The organism is Halorubrum pallidum (assembly GCF_055380345.1).
Genome location: NZ_AP043945.1, coordinates 1,462,724 through 1,479,241 on the forward strand (window position 1 = coordinate 1,462,724; position 16,518 = coordinate 1,479,241).

17 protein-coding genes and 2 tRNA genes are annotated in these 16,518 nt (G+C 65.5%); 7 read left to right on the plus strand and 12 right to left on the minus strand.

Translation table 11 applies throughout. From position 1 onward, the window contains the following. Window positions 1–49 precede the first annotated feature (49 nt). From ACZ45C_RS09185 to ACZ45C_RS09210, 6 genes are all read right to left on the minus strand, one after another. A complete protein-coding gene (locus ACZ45C_RS09185) occupies window positions 50–703 on the minus strand; it encodes a thymidine kinase (protein ID WP_460558688.1) in 654 nt (217 codons plus the stop codon). 152 nt (window positions 704–855) lie between these two features. Continuing rightward, a complete protein-coding gene (locus ACZ45C_RS09190; RefSeq protein ID WP_460558689.1) occupies window positions 856–1,920 on the minus strand; it encodes an amidohydrolase family protein in 1,065 nt (354 codons plus the stop codon). Between the two features lie 65 nt (window positions 1,921–1,985). Further along, window positions 1,986–3,281, minus strand: coding sequence for an HD domain-containing protein (locus tag ACZ45C_RS09195; RefSeq protein WP_460558691.1), 1,296 nt, complete (start codon window positions 3,279–3,281; stop codon window positions 1,986–1,988). Window positions 3,282–3,404: 123 nt separating this feature from the next. Then, on the minus strand, window positions 3,405–3,968 hold the full coding sequence (locus ACZ45C_RS09200) for a helix-turn-helix domain-containing protein (RefSeq protein ID WP_460558693.1): 564 nt from the start codon (window positions 3,966–3,968) through the stop codon (window positions 3,405–3,407). Between the two features lie 143 nt (window positions 3,969–4,111). Then, window positions 4,112–5,431, minus strand: a complete 1,320-nt coding sequence (locus tag ACZ45C_RS09205; protein WP_460558695.1) for a phosphoribosylamine--glycine ligase — start codon at window positions 5,429–5,431, stop codon at window positions 4,112–4,114. Window positions 5,432–5,511: 80 nt separating this feature from the next. Further along, window positions 5,512–5,877 (minus strand): group I truncated hemoglobin, encoded by a 366-nt coding sequence (locus ACZ45C_RS09210; RefSeq protein WP_460558697.1) that lies wholly within the window; start codon window positions 5,875–5,877, stop codon window positions 5,512–5,514. A gap of 127 nt (window positions 5,878–6,004) precedes the next feature. Here ACZ45C_RS09210 and ACZ45C_RS09215 point away from each other — a divergent pair, with 127 nt between their 5' ends. After that, the gene (locus ACZ45C_RS09215; protein ID WP_460558699.1) at window positions 6,005–6,205 is read left to right on the plus strand and encodes a hypothetical protein; all 201 of its coding nucleotides are present in this window, start codon (window positions 6,005–6,007) and stop codon (window positions 6,203–6,205) included. A gap of 25 nt (window positions 6,206–6,230) precedes the next feature. On the opposite strand, the gene ACZ45C_RS09220 is transcribed toward ACZ45C_RS09215, so the two are convergent. Continuing rightward, window positions 6,231–6,464: a DUF2249 domain-containing protein gene (locus ACZ45C_RS09220; RefSeq protein WP_460558700.1), complete on the minus strand. Its 234-nt coding sequence runs from the start codon at window positions 6,462–6,464 to the stop codon at window positions 6,231–6,233. Between the two features lie 169 nt (window positions 6,465–6,633). On the opposite strand from ACZ45C_RS09220, the gene ACZ45C_RS09225 reads away from it, so the two are divergent. The 3 genes from ACZ45C_RS09225 to katG all read left to right on the plus strand — a co-directional run bounded on the left by ACZ45C_RS09225 (window position 6,634) and on the right by katG (window position 9,485). Next, window positions 6,634–7,020 (plus strand): cupin domain-containing protein, encoded by a 387-nt coding sequence (locus tag ACZ45C_RS09225; RefSeq protein WP_460558702.1) that lies wholly within the window; start codon window positions 6,634–6,636, stop codon window positions 7,018–7,020. Between the two features lie 157 nt (window positions 7,021–7,177). Then, window positions 7,178–7,363, plus strand: a complete 186-nt coding sequence (locus tag ACZ45C_RS09230; RefSeq protein ID WP_460558704.1) for a hypothetical protein — start codon at window positions 7,178–7,180, stop codon at window positions 7,361–7,363. Beyond that, window positions 7,344–9,485 carry a catalase/peroxidase HPI gene (katG, locus tag ACZ45C_RS09235; RefSeq protein ID WP_460558706.1) on the plus strand — a complete coding sequence of 714 codons (2,142 nt, stop codon included), beginning with the start codon at window positions 7,344–7,346 and terminating at the stop codon, window positions 9,483–9,485. The genes ACZ45C_RS09230 and katG overlap by 20 nt, the downstream gene beginning before the upstream one ends. A gap of 57 nt (window positions 9,486–9,542) precedes the next feature. Here katG and ACZ45C_RS09240 read toward each other — a convergent pair whose 3' ends face one another. Beyond that, entirely contained in the window at window positions 9,543–10,496 is a 954-nt protein-coding gene (locus tag ACZ45C_RS09240; protein ID WP_460558708.1) for a D-2-hydroxyacid dehydrogenase, read from the minus strand. 310 nt (window positions 10,497–10,806) lie between these two features. Here ACZ45C_RS09240 and ACZ45C_RS09245 point away from each other — a divergent pair. Together ACZ45C_RS09245 and sod are read left to right on the plus strand one after the other, a co-directional pair. Beyond that, window positions 10,807–10,890: transfer RNA gene (locus ACZ45C_RS09245), tRNA-Ser, on the plus strand. 230 nt (window positions 10,891–11,120) lie between these two features. Continuing rightward, a complete protein-coding gene (sod, locus tag ACZ45C_RS09250) occupies window positions 11,121–11,720 on the plus strand; it encodes a superoxide dismutase (protein WP_460558710.1) in 600 nt (199 codons plus the stop codon). Between the two features lie 161 nt (window positions 11,721–11,881). On the opposite strand, the gene ACZ45C_RS09255 is transcribed toward sod, so the two are convergent. From ACZ45C_RS09255 to pan2, 4 genes are all read right to left on the minus strand, one after another. Beyond that, window positions 11,882–12,448, minus strand: a complete 567-nt coding sequence (locus ACZ45C_RS09255) for a peptidylprolyl isomerase (protein WP_460558712.1) — start codon at window positions 12,446–12,448, stop codon at window positions 11,882–11,884. Window positions 12,449–12,689: 241 nt separating this feature from the next. Continuing rightward, window positions 12,690–12,762: transfer RNA gene (locus ACZ45C_RS09260), tRNA-Thr, on the minus strand. 577 nt (window positions 12,763–13,339) lie between these two features. Beyond that, window positions 13,340–14,329: a class I SAM-dependent methyltransferase gene (locus tag ACZ45C_RS09265; RefSeq protein ID WP_460558714.1), complete on the minus strand. Its 990-nt coding sequence runs from the start codon at window positions 14,327–14,329 to the stop codon at window positions 13,340–13,342. 91 nt (window positions 14,330–14,420) lie between these two features. Continuing rightward, window positions 14,421–15,644 carry a proteasome-activating nucleotidase Pan2 gene (pan2, locus tag ACZ45C_RS09270; RefSeq protein WP_460558716.1) on the minus strand — a complete coding sequence of 408 codons (1,224 nt, stop codon included), beginning with the start codon at window positions 15,642–15,644 and terminating at the stop codon, window positions 14,421–14,423. Window positions 15,645–15,945: 301 nt separating this feature from the next. On the opposite strand from pan2, the gene ACZ45C_RS09275 reads away from it, so the two are divergent. After that, window positions 15,946–16,506, plus strand: a complete 561-nt coding sequence (locus ACZ45C_RS09275) for a HalX domain-containing protein (protein ID WP_460558718.1) — start codon at window positions 15,946–15,948, stop codon at window positions 16,504–16,506. Window positions 16,507–16,518 lie beyond the last annotated feature (12 nt).

Below are 16,518 nucleotides of genomic sequence, written 5' to 3' on the forward strand. Positions count from 1 at the left end.
CCGACCGCGCCGGCGATCGAGTTGGCGACGATACCCGACCACGCTTCGATCAGCCGTCCGATCCGCTTGGGCTATCCGGTTCGCCCGACAGCCGACCGCGGCCGCCGTCCGGCCGCTCTCCGGTCCCGAGCACGTGACAATCGCGACAGCGCGCCTCGTAGGTCTCGTCCGCGCCGACGAGGATCGTGGGGTCGTCGACGTGGGCGGGTTCGCCTCCGATGAGCCGCTGGTTCCGCGAAGCGGGCTCGCCGCACTGCGAGCAGATCGCCTGAAGCTTGTCGACGTACTCCGCGGTCGCCATCAGCTGCGGGAGCGGCTCGAACGGCTCTCCGCGGAACGTCTGGTCGGTCCCCGAGACGATCACGCGGCTCCCGCGGTCGGCAAGCGTCTCGCACGCGGCGACGAGCGCGTTCGAAAAGAAGTTCGCCTCGTCGACCGCGACCACCTCCGGAGCCGGTTCGTCGCCGAGGATGTCGAGCGGTCCCTCGCCCTCGTTATCGATCACCGTCGCCTCCCACTGTCGGCCGGCGTGGCTCCCGATCGTCGTCTCGCCGTATCGGTCGTCGACCGCCGGCGTGTACACCGCGACGGACTGTCCGGCGACCTCGGCGCGCCGGAGGCGGCGGAGCAACTCCTCGGTCTTTCCGGAGAACATCGATCCCGAGATGACCTCGATCCACCCGGATCGAGTGATAGCGTGCATGCGGAAGGGGGGACGACACAGCGACAAAACCATTTCTCTCCGCCGCGTCGCTCCGGATTTCACATCGGTCCGTTCCGGGCGAGACACTCGTCGAACGCCGATCGGAGGTCGGCCGCCACGGCGACCCGCGGCGCAGTCGTCCCGACCGGCCGTCAGTCGGTCCGCGGGACGACCTCCTCGCCGCCGATCACGACCCGAGAGACGTCAGCTTCTCCCGCCCGTCGGACGATCGCGCGAACGATGTCGTGCGCGCCGGTGAGGTTGTCAGAATCGCCGTCGAGCACGAGCAGGTCGGCGTCTCTGCCCTCCTCGATCACGCCGCGGTCGAGCCCCGCGATCGTCGCGCCGTTGACCGTCGCCATCCGGAGCACCTCGCGGGCGGGCAGGTCCGACAGCTTCGCCGCGAACTCCATCTCCCGGAACATCGACGGCGAGTCCAGCATGACGTTGTCGGTACCGAGCGCGACGGTCGTCCGGTCGGCGAGGCCGCGGATCGGCGGCACGCCGACGTTCGTCACGAGGTTCGACCGCGGACAGACGACCACGGGCGTGCCGCGGTCCGCGAGCCGGTTCAGGTGGATCTCTTCGGCGTGGACCATGTGGACGAGGAAGTCGGGGTCCAGGTCCATCGCTGGGTTGATATCGTCCGCGTCGCGCTCGCCCGCGTGGATACCGAACAGTTTGCCGGCCGCTCGCGTCTCCGATCGAACGGCGTCGAAGTCGGCGTCGCGGGCCCCGGACGCGCCGTACCCGTCGGCTGCGTCGAGCACGTCCGGGTCGTCGCGACCGAAGACGACGGGATCGACCGCGCGCTCGCCGAACGCGACGCCCTCTCCCGCGAGCGCGTCCCGAAGCGCGTCGACGCCCTCGACTCCCCCCTCGCGGAATTCGAGGAAGGTACCGGTCCCCGTCGACTCCATGTACCGGAGGGTGCGGGCCATCGCGGCGACCTTCTCGTCGCGGCTCGCGGAGCGCAACAGTCGGTGTTTCAGCCCGTCTGGCGGCGCGACGAGATCGTCGAGTCCGAGCCCTTCGCCCGCCTCCTTCGCGATGGAGTCGCCGATGTGCGTGTGCGCGTTGACGAACGCCGGGAGGATCACGTCGTCTGAGTCGACCGTCGCCGCGTCGATACGGACGATCTCGCCGTCGGCGACGACGACCCGTCCCTCGACGGGGTCGAAGTCGGGGCCGCGGAGGATCGTCCCTTCGAGGTGCATACCCCAGCGTCGCCAGCGCGGGATTAAAACGTCACGGGACGGATCGCGTCCGAGCGCGACCGCTCTCAGAACTCGTCGAGCGTCGTCGGCATCGCCTGTCGAACCTCCGTCACGAGCGCGTCGGGGTCGAGTCCGAGCACGTCGGCCGCTGCGCGACCGACGCGGTCTGTGGCGGGCTCGGGCGCGTACACGCCGAACCGCCACTGATTCCGCTGGGCCGTCCGGAGCGCGGAGACGAGAGGCGACTGCCGCTCCAGCCGGCGGACCTCGCCGTTGACGGTGACCCGCGCCGTGGACTCGCGCATCGTCGGCTCGGGCGGCACGTCGACGAGCACGTGATCTCGGTCGACGCCGGCCGCCGCGGCGATCTCGCGTTCGATCGCCACTTCCCCCTCGTGGCTCGCGTCGCGGACCCGGTCGGGGACGTCCCCGTGTTCGGCCCACACCGCGCGTTTGTACAGGTCGCGCTCGTCGTAGCGCCGAGACAGGTCCGCGGTGGCCGGACAGTCGCGGATCGCGGCGAGGAAGTCGTGGTCGTCCATCCGCCGGAGCGCAGACGCGGTCGTGGCCGTCGAATCGAGCAGGTCGCTCGCGGCGCGGCGCAACATCGCCTTCGAGATGCGTGCGACGGGATGCGTGTAGACCACCGGGTTCATCAGTGCGCGGGCCAGAAGCAGGCTCTCCGCAGTCTGTACGTTCCCCTCGTCCAAGACGAGCGTCGGCCCGTCGCCGCTCCGATCGTCGAAGCTACCGTCACCGCCGTTCGCGTCCCCGTCTACGTCGTCTGCCCCGTCCGCGAGCGTCGTGAACGTCAGTTCGCGGACGAACCGCTCGGTGTCGATGGTGCCGTACGGGACGCCCGTGTGGTAGGCGTCGCGGACGAGGTAGTCCATGCGGTCCACGTCGAGTTCGCCCGAGACGAGCTGTCCGTACGTCCCCTCGCCGGCGACGAGCCCGGCGATCCGTTCGGGATCGAGACCGTGATCTCGGAGGACCTCGCCGACCGCACCGGTCGCGAGCAACTCGTCGACGTCGTCGTGGTACTTTCCGGTCCGTCGGTGCGTGAGCGCTTCGAGGTTGTGACTGAACGGTCCGTGTCCGACGTCGTGCAGCATCGCCGCCGCCTCGATCCGGTCGGCCTGCACCCCGTCGATGCCGAGATGGTCGAGCGCCCGACTGGCGAGGTGGTAGACGCCGAGGCTGTGTTCGAACCGCGTGTGGTTCGCAGACGGGTACACGAGCTGGACCGTCCCGAGCTGCTTGACGTGTCGCAACCGCTGGACGGCGGGCGTATCGAGGAGGTCGGCGGCGACACCGTCGATCTCGATGTGATCGTGGACGGTGTCTTTCACCGTGATCATGGAGACGCCTTCGGCGGCACGGAATAAAAACGACCGGAGGAATCGGGTGCGAGGCGCGCGATCGGAGAACGCGAACGCGGTGGGTACAGCTCTCAATCAGCTAACGCTCGCCGCTCACCGCGGTCACTCGTCGACGATCTCGATGCCGAGCCGCTCTTCGAGCGCGCGGACCACGGAGCCGCCGACCCCGGCGGTCGCAGCGCGGCCGTCCTCGACGGCGAGGATGTCCTCCTCGTCGAGATCGAGTTCGTCGGCGAGTTCGTCGACCGTCAGGCCGGCGTCTTGGCGAGCCGTTTCCACCGCGTCACCGTAGCCCGAGACGAGGTATGGGAGTCGGTCCGACTCGTAGTTGGTTCCGCCTTCCTCCCAGTGTTTAGAGTCGCCCGTCGCGGAGTCGTACATCTTGGCCTGCTTGCGGGCGAGTTCTTTCTTCCGGCTCTCGGTTCCGCCCGATCCGGCGCTCGCGCCGCCGGAGCTACCGCCGCTGGAGCTACCGCCGCCGCTCGACCCGCCGCCGCGACTGCTCGGTGCGTTTCCGGCGTCGTCGTGCGGCCGGCAGTCCGAACACACGAGCAACTTCGCCCCGGCGACCGTCGCTCGCTCGAGATCCGTGGTCTCGCGTCCGCAGAGTTCACAGGCGTCTCCGTCGTCGCCTCCGCCGCCGCCGCCCGTCGAATACTTGGCCATACCGCGAGTAGTGGCTCCCGACCGTTAAAAAGTCGTGGAGGTTGCGGTCGGTCGTGGACGCCCGCTCGACCCACGGTGATCGTTTTCCCCCGGTCGGACGTTCCGCCGCTCCGAGCAGCCGTTCTATCGCTTCGGCCGGCCGGTCACGCGTCTTTCGGGCCGAGGTACCCCCACGCCTGCAGGCGGTCGCCGTCGCCGTCTATCCAGCGCTCTCCGATGTCGTCGCGGTAGTACATGTTCGGCATCACGACGTTGTCGATCCGATCGTACGCTCGCTCGCGCGCGGCCTGCATCGTCTCGCCTTTGCCGGTCACGACGATGGGCATCCCGTTGTCGCCCGCGACGCGCCACTGGCCGTCCACCTTCTTCGCGTCTTCGAGGTGGATCCCTTCGCGGCTTTCCGTTTCGAACACGACGGCCGCGTTCCGGGAGTTCTCGTCGTAGGTTTTCTCGTCGTCGAACGGGAACGGCGGCAAGACGACTCGTACGGCGATTTGGTACCCGTTGTGAACGTCTACCTCTGGCTTGTTGCCGTGCGCGAGATCGCTGAAGAACGCCCCGGTAGACGACTCGATCGACTCTTCCTGCAGCGCGATGGTCGGATACCCGAACCGCGGCGTGAACTCCAGCGGGTAGATCCCGTTCTCGTTGACGATGCAGTTGATGTCGATACTTCCGACGTAGCCTTCGTTGGCGAGCCACCCTTCGATTTTCCCGAAGGTTTCTTCGAAGAGTTTGTTCTGGCCCGCCCAGAACATCGAGGTCCCCATTTCGCCAGTCGAGGGACCGATGTTTCCCGGGAATAATTTCTTATGCTCAAAATTGAAATTGACCTGATCAACGAACTCGTTCCCGTTGAAGAATCCGCAAATAGCGACTTCGACACCCTCTACTTTGCGTTGCAGCTGGAAGCCCTTCATTCGGTGACCCCACGCCTTCTTGTACGCTTTCAGCACGTCTACGACGTCGCTCCCGTCGTCCTCGTTCCCGACGTACAGTAAGCGCTTGACGTTCTGGACTTCGCCGAGTGGTTTGATCACATACGGGGCAGGGTTCTCTTGGACGTGTTGTATCCCCGCGTCGAAACTATCGAAGATGTGGTGTTCGACGGTATTCACACCGTGGTCCTCGAGAATATCCATCGCGTACCCACGGTCCTCTTCGAGGCAGTCGGTGTTCGGCGTCCCGCCGACGACGGCCTTCCCTCGCTCGCGAAGTTCCTGAGCGAACTTGCCCGTTCCGACATCGCTTCCGACCCAGATGTCGTCGAAGACGATCACGTCGGCCCAGTCGATCTCCGCCCTCCAGTCGTCGACCTTCGGAACGAATCCGTCGCCGATCTCCGCGTCGCTTTCGGCCTCGATGTAGTACTTCACGTCGTGTCCCTCGCGGTGGACCTGCCACGCGAGATCCGCGATCAGCGCGGCGTCCGCGGAGACGAAGAGGAAGCGTTCGGTGTCCATGGTGACACGTCTCAGGGCGGGGACTTGAGTGTGTGGTCGGCCTCCGATCGCCGGGGACGGATCGATCGGTTCCGGTCGGGTTACTGACCGACCACGTCGGGTTCAAGCGCGCCGACCGCTTCGAGGATCGCCTCGACGTTCTCTCCGTCGACCCCGTTCTCCCTGAGGGCCTCCCCGAGGTAGGTCGAGACGCGACCGAACGCCTCCTCTGTGATCCCCATCCCCTCGTGGGCCGCCCGCATGTCCGCGCCCTCGTAGGAGACCGGGCCGCCGGCGACCGCGCTGATGAACTGGACCTGGTGGGCGTACAGCGCCTCGCGGTCGGCGCCCTCGAAGTACGGTTCGAGGACGGGATCGTCGAAGACGCGGTCATAGAAGTCCGAGACGACGGCCTCGACGGCCTCGCGACCGCCGATCGATTCGTAGATCGACTGGGTGTCGGGCATCACGTCGATCGATTTCGCTCCGATAGAAGATACCTCCGAAAGAACATGTTCGGGGGTGCCGTGTCATCCGATCGACCCCGAACTCGTTCGGGATAACGCGCACCCGGGTGTCGGCCGACTCTCAGGTATGAACGCTGATCGATCCGAGGGAACTCCCGGTTCGACCGGGTCGGCGACGGATCGGACTGAGGCGGATCCGGGCCGGTCCGAATCGCGTTCCGACCCGGAGCGACTCCGGAAGCGTCTTCGCCGTCAGACCGCCGATATCGAGCGGCGCGAAGTCGGCGTCTCGGCGCTCGACGCGAGCAGCGGCTTCACCGAGGCGTAGCTCTCGTCTCGTCGAGGTGAGGCACTCAGTCCTCCGATTTCGGGAACTCCGCGACGAACTCGTCGGGCGCGTTCTGCCGTACCTCGTACGCCTCTTCGTCGAATTCGGGGATCTCGGCCGCCATCTCGTAGTACAGCGGCTTCGGTTCGTGATCGTTGACGATGGTGAGCGTCTCGCCCGGGTCCATCCCGTCGAACGCCTCGTGTATCTTGTCGTGACGGTTCACCGGCGGGATTTCGCGGACGTCGAGTCTCGGCATGCGATCGGAGGATGACGCGCCGCCCCAATCGGTGTTGAGCCGAACACGTTCGGGGACACGCACTCGCCGACGGGACCCGAACGCTCCGCTGTGACAGACATCACTGCCACGCCGGCAACCGATATCGAGAGGGACCACCGCGCGTCGCCCGTCCGGAGGAGTGAGTGACGTGCCGGCGACCGACTTCGACTCCGAGCGGAGCTACGACGACGAGCGGTTCTCGACCAGCGAGGTGTTCCGGAGCGACCGGATGAAGGTCGTCTGCGGCTACTTCGAGTCGGGTCAGTTCATTCCGGTCCACGCGCCCGACAGCGACGTGGCGATCACGGTGCAGTCCGGTTCCGGCGTCGTCAGAGAGGGCGAGACGGAGCGACGAGTCGGCCCCGGCGACGTGGTCGTCGTGGAGTCCGGGACCGAACGCGGCGTGAAGGCGAGCGACGACGAGCGGCTGGAGGCGTCGCTCGTCACCGCGCCGCCGCCGACAGACGCGGAACACGACCCCGTCAGAGAGGGTATCCGACGCGGGGAGTTCGATCCGCGGGCCGATTCCGAGTAGCGGCATCGGCGAACCGGAGACACCGCGCTCTCCGATAGCGCTTTAAACTCTTCAAAATATTGTTTATGGAATAAAAAATTAAGGTCTGATTAATAAACGGCACGGACGACAGTAGCCAGTTTTTTATTCGAGGTCGGTTAAGAAATGATGACGCCGAATGCGTGACGACTTCGCTTACGAGACGGGTGTCGCCGACCTCCACGCGCCGGTCGTTCTCGCGACGCCGGCGTCGGATTTCGGTGCGTCCGTTTTCGAGAGGTGGAGTCCTGTGCAGACGCTTTCGGTACAGTTACGAGCGAACTACCCACGGAAACTCAACGATAATGCCAAGAGACAACACTGATTGGTGGCCGAACCAGCTAGACTTAGACGTCCTCGACGAACACGCCGGGAACCCCGGTCCGATCGACGAGGAATTCGATTACGCCGAGGCGTTCGAGGAACTCGATCTGGACGCGGTGAAAGCGGATATCGAGGAGGTGATGACGACCTCGCAGGACTGGTGGCCGGCGGACTACGGCCACTACGGGCCGCTTTTCATCCGGATGGCGTGGCACAGCGCCGGCACCTACCGAACCCACGACGGTCGCGGCGGCGCGGCCGGTGGACGACAGCGGCTCCCGCCGCTCAACAGCTGGCCGGACAACGTCAACCTCGACAAGGCCCGGCGGCTGCTCTGGCCGGTCAAACAGAAGTACGGTCGCAAGCTCTCGTGGGCGGACCTGATCGTTCTCACCGGGAACGTCGCTCTCGAATCGATGGGATTCGAGACGTTCGGCTTCGCCGGCGGCCGCGAGGACGACTTCAAGCCCGACGACGCCGTCGACTGGGGTCCCGAGGACGACTGGGAGATGACCTCGTCGGAGCGCTTCGAGGAGGACGGCCGCCTCGACGACGCGCTCGGAAACACCGTCATGGGCCTCATCTACGTGAACCCGGAGGGGCCGAACGGCGAGCCGGACCTGGAGGGGTCCGCGTCGAACATCCGCGACACCTTCAGCCACATGGCGATGGACGACAAGGAGACGGTCGCGCTCATCGCCGGCGGTCACACCTTCGGCAAGGTCCACGGCGCCGACTCCGGCGACAACCTCGGACCGGAGCCCGAGGACGCCCCGATCGACCTCCAGGGACTCGGCTGGGACAACGAGTTCGGTGAGGGGAAGGGCCCCGACACGATCACCAGCGGGATCGAGGGACCGTGGAACACCACACCGACCGCCTGGGACATGAGCTACGTCAACAATCTGCTCAGCTACGAGTGGGAGCCGGAGAAGGGTTCCGGCGGCGCGTGGCAGTGGACCACGAAGAACGACGAACTCGACGACGCCGCGCCCGGCGTCGCGGACCCCGACGACAAGGAAGACGTGATGATGCTGACGACGGACGTGGCGCTGAAACACGACGACGACTTCCGAGCGGTCTTAGAGGAGTTCCGCGACGACCCTCAAGAGTTTCAGGAGTCGTTCGCGAAGGCGTGGTACAAGCTCATCCACCGGGACATGGGTCCGCCGGAGCGGTTCCTCGGCCCCGAGGTCCCCGAAGAGACGATGCTCTGGCAGGACCCGCTCCCGGAGGCCGACTACGACGTCGTCGGCGAGTCGGAGATTGCCGAACTCGAGGACCTGATCGCGGAGTCCGACCTCTCGATTTCCGACCGAGTCAAGACCGCGTGGGCGTCCGCCTCCACGTTCCGCCACAGCGACAAGCGCGGCGGCGCGAATGGCGCGCGGATCCGCCTCGAACCCCAGCGGAGCTGGGAGGTCAACGACCCCGAGGAGCTGGAATCCGTGCTAGAGACCTACGAGGAGGTTCAAGCCGAATTCAACGACTCCCGTGACGACGACACCCGCGTGTCGCTCGCCGACCTCATCGTCCTTGGCGGCACCCTCGCCATCGAGCAGGCCGCCGCGGCTGCCGGCCACGACGTCGATATCCCGTTCGAACCGGGCCGCGTCGACGCCACGCAAGAGCAGACCGACGAGGAGTCCTTCGAGGCGCTCGAACCGGAGGTAGACGGCTTCCGCAACTACCTCGGCGAGGACCTCCCGAACGAGCCGGAACACGAGATGGTCGATACGGCCGAACTGCTGAAGCTATCCGTCCCCGAGATGACGGTGCTCGTCGGCGGGATGCGCGTCCTCGACGCGAACTACGACGGCTCCGACCACGGCGTGTTCACCGACGAGCCGGAGACGCTGACGAACGACTTCTTCGTCAACCTGCTCGACTTCGACCGCGACTGGGAGCCCGTCGACGAGGACGAGGAGATCTTCGAGCTCCGCGACCGCGAGACCGGCGAGGTCGATTGGACCGCGACCCGGCTCGACCTCGTCTTCGGATCGAACTCCCGTCTCCGCGCCGTCGCCGAGGTCTACGGCGCTGAAGACGGGGAGGAGAAGTTCGTCGAGGACTTCGCCGAGGCGTGGAGCAAGGTCATGACGCTCGACCGCTTCGACCTCTAGTCGTCGGCGCTGACGCGAGTAGCGTCGCGTCGGTCGGGCGCGTCGCGATCGCCGAGATCACACGACCCGATTTTTCAACTCGTCGCCGGCATCGAGGCGGCCGACGTTCTCCGCGAGGATGTCGGCGACCCGGTCGTAGTACTCCGGCGTGTGTCCCGCGTTGTGCGGCGTGATCGTGACGTTGCTGAGTCCCCACAGCGGATGGTCTTCGGGCAGCGGTTCCGGATCGGTGACGTCGAGTGCCGCCCCGCGGATCCGGCTGTTCCGGAGGTCGGAGACGAGCGCGTCGGTGTCGACGATCGGCCCGCGTGCGATGTTGATGAGAACCGCGTCGGAACGCATCGTGCGGAGCGCCTCGGCGCCGACGAGCCCGCGAGTCGCTTCCGTGAGCGGACACGCGAGCACGACGTACTCGGCGTCGGCAATCGCCTCGTGAAACTCGTCGAACCCGTACACCTCGTCCGTCGGCCCGCCCTTCTCGGGAGAGTAGCGAACCCCGATCGTCTCCGCGTCGAAGGCGTCGAGTCTGTCGACGACGGTGCGTCCGATCGCACCGAGCCCGACGACGGCCACGGTGGACCCGTACACCTCGGTCGTCTCGTAGTTCCGCCACTCGCGGCGGGCCTGCTGACGGTGGGCCCGCTGCCACTGCCGGGCATGGGTGACCATCGCGCCGACGACGTACTCGGAGATGTTCGGACCGTGGACTCCGGAGGCGTTCGTCACGGCGACGCCGTGGTCCGCGAGAGCGTCTCGCGGGAGGTGACCCGTTCCCGCGAACACGCAGGCGAACAGTTCGAGGTTCTCGGCGACCGACAGCTGGTCCGCGTCGATGTCGAGTCCGACGGCGATCCGCGCCGTTTCGAGTAGCTCGCGCTCTTCGTCCGGCGTCCGTGCCATCGCGACCGTGCTGTTCGGAAGTCGGTCGCGGACCGCGGCGGTCAGGTCGCGGGCGTCCGAACCGTGGATCGTCTGCCGCAACACGACGACGTCTGGGTCACTCTCGCTCATGCCGGTGGACTCGCCCCGGTGTATAAAAAGCGTGGCCGTCCGGCGAGGGGTGCCGGTTTTCGTCCGCGACTCGGATCGGTCGCGGAAGAGGCGATCGACGACGAGCGAGGAGGCCGAGTCGCACTCGGAAGCAGGGATAACGATAGCTTCAACTTTGTCGCGATACTGCATCTTGACACACCCCACGACGGTGGACGTCGCCGGTTCGGGCACGGTTCAATCGTGCTCTGAACGGCTCGAAGTTCATCGTGTGGCTCGCTTTCAGAGAGCCAGAATCGCATGACTGCTTCGGGGTGACCGTACTCATCGCGGTGGGATGGCAGAGCGGCCCATTGCGCCTGCCTTGAAAGCAGGTAGCCTCACGGCTTCCTGGGTTCAAATCCCAGTCCCACCGCCTCGCGCGCAGCGTTCATTTCCGCGCTGTGCGAGTCTGTCTCTGCGTGTCGACGCACAGTGTCTCGTAGCCGAGACGAGACACCGCATCGACGAGATCCATCCTGAACCGCGAGCGTACCGCTCGTTTGCGAGTATCTGGGTAACACTCACGTCCAGTGACGTGTGGTATCAGATGACTCATTATCTTTAACAGGTTTCCGGCGCATGATCCTAACAGGTGAGACACCAATGAGCTACGAACTCGATCCGTTACCGTACGAGTACGACGCGCTGGAGCCGCACATTTCCGAGCAGGTGCTCGAATGGCATCACGACACCCATCATCAGGGGTACGTGAACGGCTGGAATTCCGCGGAGGAGACGCTGGAGGCGAACCGCGATGCGGGGGACTTCTCGTCGTCTGCGGGCGCGATTCGGAACGTGACGCACAACTCGTCGGGGCACATTCTGCACGACCTGTTCTGGCAGAACATGAGTCCCGAGGGCGGCGACGAACCCTCTGGCGCTCTGGCAGACCGGATCGAGGAGGACTTCGGCTCGTATGACGCGTGGAAAGGCGAGTTCGAGGCCGCGGCCTCCGGAGCGGGCGGCTGGGCGCTGCTCGTATACGACACGTTCTCGAACCAACTGCGCAACGTGGTAGTGGACAAACACGACCAGGGGGCGATCTGGGGCGGCCATCCCATCCTCGCGCTCGACGTGTGGGAACACTCCTACTACCACGACTACGGCCCCGCCCGCGGCGAGTTCGTCGACAACTTCTTCGACGTCGTCGACTGGTCCGAGCCCGCCGCACGCTACGAACAGGCCGTCGAACGCTTCGAGTAAGCCGCGTTCCGCGCGCTACCCGCGCGCGTCGAGTTCCGCATTTTTTCGCGATGTGCCGCCCGGAAAGCGACGCTTCTCAGAGCGGTAACGCCGATATAATTGGAACGTCTGCGCAGTCGTCGCCGGACGAGAGTATTGACTGTGCCGAACCGACGGTCGGGTTACTCGTCGACGGTGACGCCGTCGATCTCGACCGTGTCGCGCGGTTCGTCCTGACGGTCGGTGGACACGGAGCCGATCTCCTCGACGACGTCCATCCCGTCGATGACCTGTCCGAAGACGGCGTGCTTCCCGTCGAGGTGCGGGGTGGCGTCGAGCGTGATGAAGAACTGCGAACCGTTGGTGTTCGGACCGGAGTTCGCCATCGAGAGGATCCCCGGGCCGTCGTGAGTCAACTCGTCGTGGAACTCGTCGTCGAATTGGTAACCCGGGCCGCCGCGACCGTTCTCCTGCGGGTCGCCGCCCTGGATCATGAAGTCGTCGATGACGCGGTGAAAGACGCCGCCCTCGTACACCGAGTCGCCCCGCGTCTCGCCCGTCTCGGGATCTTCCCAGGTGTTCGTGTCGCGGGCGGGCTCGGCGTCGGCGGCGGGGTCGTGACGCGCCAGTCCGAGGAAGTTCTCGACCGTCTTCGGCGCGCGGTCGGCGAACAGTTCGACGACGATGTCGCCGTGATTCGTCTGGAGCGTTACCTGCGGATTGTCGGGGTTGGAAACGTCTCGTGCCATGTCCTCGCGAAGGAACGCGGCCCGGAAAACCCTACCCATATCGAGCGTGTCGCGAGCGGCTGAGATCCGTCGGTGAGAGCGTAGTTGTCCTTACCGTACGAGTCCCAGAACGACAGTTCGCAGCGAGGACAAACAGCGTACGCCGGAAGAGATGATTGTGAACCACGGTCGTTCCGCTTCGCTTCACTCTCTGATTCAAATCCCTCCGCGGCTTTCGCTGCTCACGTTGTTCACAGCAGAAAGCCGGAGGAGGGATTTGAACCCTCGACCTATTCCTTACGAAGGAATCGCTCTGCCAGCTGAGCTACCCCGGCGCATGTGACCATTCCCGAACGGAAAAATAAGGGTTCCGAAACGGTGGCGGCGGCGGCCGCATCCGGTCGACACCAGAAGGGTCTTCCGTTTCGGCCGAATGGATGGATCTCATAACCCAAACGTTTCGAAATAATTCTGTTACCACTACATACGAATAGGTATATGGGAAATACCCGTATGATATAAGGAAAAAACATAAATATGTGGTCGGGTTTCTATCGTAGTGTGATGACACCGAACGCGTGCCGCGATGGCAGGGATCGACTCCCTCGTCGGTGTGTGCCCGGTCGGAGCCCGTACCGGGCGTCGACAACCGCGTCGGTCGCATCCCCCACGGCGATCCGACGCGACACTCTCCCCAGCGAGTGATCCACCACGGAACCCTGTGACCAACGCTACCGGCGTGTCAAGCGCACAATCGCCTCTGGCCCCCAATCGGTCACACGACCGTGAACTCTTGTCATGTGACGGGCCCGACGCCGTTCCGACCCGTGGACTTCGGGCGGGCGGCGAACGCCTCTGTCGTTACCCGCTGCTACTGATTAGTCCGTCGTGAGACGGTTCGTCGAAGTCCGCTTACCGTCGCGTTAGGCGAGCGTCGAGACAGACGTTGTACTCGTGTGGCGCGTACGACCGGACGATTTGTTCGGTCTCGACGTCGACCGCGTACTCGTCGCCGGCAGCGGCGCGGATCGCCTCCGTCCCCGGGCCGAACGGGTCGTCCTCGTGTTGGATGTCGTAGTAGTGTATCACGCAGTCGTCACCGGCGAGGGTGACCGCCGTGTCGAGAAACTCGTCGGCGGAGTGCGGGAGGTTCATCACGAGCCGGTCCGCGGTGTCGGCGTGCTCCGTCGTCGCTCGACGCACGTCGCCCGCAATCGCGGTCACCCGGTCCGCGACGCCGTTGCGCTCGGCGTTCGCGCGGAGGTACTCGATAGCCGTCTCGTTCAGGTCGCAGGCGACGACGTCGGCACCGCGAGTCGCCATCGGTATCGCGTATGGACCGACTCCGGCGAACATGTCCACGACGGTCTCGCTAGCATCGACCTGCGTCACCACGCGGTGACGCTCGGTCGCGAGCCGCGGAGAGAAGTACACCTCGGCGACGTCGAGTGCGAACTCGTGGCCGTACTCGCGGTGGACGGTTTCCGTTCCGTCGCCGGCGAGCACGTTCCACCGCCGGACGCGGAGTTCGCCCTCGATGGGTGACGCGCGGTTGAGCACCGTCTCACAGGGGAGATCGGAGGCCATCACCGCCTCGGCGATCGCGGCGGCCCGGTCGGGGTCGTCCTCGTCGACGATGACGATATCGCCGAGCCGCTCTAACGAGGGTTCGAAGCCGAGGATCTCGGCGGGCGTCGTCGGCCGGTCGCGCTCGGCGGCGTCCCGGCTCTCGATCCGATCCGCGAGGTCGCTCGGAACCCGCTCGACCGCCGTGACCGGGATATATATCGTGTCGCCCTCGACGGCGATCTCGTGGTCCCCGTCGAGCGCGTCGGCGTCGGCGAGCCGCTCACGGACGGTCTCGCCGCGCTCGCGCGCGACCGCGACGCATGGAACGCTCATTGCTACACGGAGACTCGATACCGCATAAACACTGACGCTTTCGTGCGGCCACGGCACGCGGAGCGGCGGCTCTCCCCGCCTGAACCGACGGTCAGTACTGGTAGTTGATCACGCGCTCCTCGGTCTGTTCGGCGTCTTGGAGCTTCTCGCGGGCCGCCTCGAAGTCGCCTTGCGTCACCTCGGTGCGACCGTCGCGAATCGCGAACATGCCGGCCTCGGTCGCCAGCGAGGCGATGTCGGCACCGCTGTATCCCTCTAGGTCCACTGCGATCTCGCTCACGTCCGTTCCCTCGGCGACGTTCATGTCTTGAGTGTGGATATCGAGGATGCGCGCGCGCCCCTCGGTGTCGGGTTCTGGCACCTCGATGAGCCGGTCGAACCGCCCGGGTCGCAAGATGGCCTCGTCGAGCATGTCGAAGCGGTTGGTCGCGGCCATGATGCGGATCTCTCCGCGCTCGTCGAAGCCGTCCATCTCCGAGAGCAACTGCATCATCGTTCGCTGGACCTCGGCGTCGCCTGAGGTCTTCGAGTCCGTTCGCTTGGCGGCGACCGCGTCGATCTCGTCGATGAAGATGACGGCGGGCTCGCGTTCGGCGGCGAGTTCGAAGAGGTCGCGGACGAGACGCGACCCCTCGCCGATGAACTTCCGGACCAGTTCGGAGCCGGCCATCTTGATGAACGTCGCGTCGGACTCGTTGGCGACCGCCTTCGCCAGCATCGTCTTCCCCGTGCCCGGCGGGCCGTGTAACAGCACGCCGCTCGGTGGCTCGACGCCGACGGCCTCGAACTGCTCGGGGTTCTCCAGCGGGTCCTCGACGGCCTCGCGCACCTCGCGGATCTGGTCGTCGATACCGCCGATATCGGCGTACTCGACGTCGGGCGACTCGGTGACCTCCATTGCCTGCGCGCGAGAGTCGGTCTCGTCGTCGAGCACCTGCTGGACCGCGAAGGAGTCGTTGATCGCGACGCGGTCGCCGGGACGGAGATCCTCGTCGAGCCGCGTGGCCGCCTGCGTCAACACTTCTTGGTTGTTGCCGTGCTGTTTGATGACGACGCCGTCGTCGGTGATCTCTTCGATGGACGCGATGTACAGCGACGAGGTCTTCAGCACCTCGTTCTCGTTTTTCAGATCGTCGACGTCGGTCTTCAACTCGCCGCGCCGGTTCTGCGCGTCGTCGAGTCGGTCTTCCAGTTCGTTGTTCACCTGCAGGATCCGCCGGTAGTGCTGGCGGATCGCCTCCAGCCGCTCCGTCTCGCTCATCTCCGGATCGAGCTCCAGGCGAGGACGGTCGGGCAATGAGGGACTGTGAGACATTCGTTGCTGGTCGATATGGCGCGCGCGTAAATGTGCCTTTGGGTCACGACAGTCCGTCGATTTCGGTCACAGCACCCGTCTCTGCCGGTCGCGCCGTCCCAGAAGATGGGACGTTTCGAGGTATCTGTTTTGATAATGTCGGCTCAAGACTTTAATCCGGCACCAACCCTCGATCGGGTATGGCCACACGCTCGCCCACCAAACTCGGCACAACAAGTCTCGTCGCGACCGACCCCGCGGCGAGCGGTTCTGCGGCGAGCAGCCCCGCTGAGACCGATTCGTCAATCGGAGTCGACCGTCCATGAGTGGCGATGAGACGCCACCGACGGTGCTCGCCGTCGACGACGAGGCCGACCTCGCAGAGCTGTACCGTGTGTACCTCGACGGACCCTACGACGTGCGGATCGCCACCGGGGGCGAGGAGGCCCTCTCGAAGATGGACGATTCCGTCGAGGTCGTGTTGCTGGACCGGCGGATGCCCGACATGTCGGGTCACGAGGTTCTCGACCGGATCCGCAACGCCGGCTACAAGGCCCGGGTCGCGATGTTGACCGCGGTCGAGCCGGACGTCGATATCGTCGACATGCCGTTCGACGACTACAAGACGAAGCCGGTGACGAAAGAGGACATTCTCACGCTGGTCGAGGTGTTGCTCCACCGGGCGAACTTCGACGAGCGGAGCCAGGAGTTCTTCGCGCTGGCGTCGAAGAAAGCGGCGCTCGAGGCGTCGGGGGCGACCGGCTCGGAGGAGTACGAGGAGCTCGTCGAGCGGATGGAGGCGGTCCGAACCGAGGTCGACGACACGCTCGATCACCTCTCCGCGCGTGACGCGTTCGTCGAAGTGCCCGGAAACGTCCCGTAGGGGCCCATCACC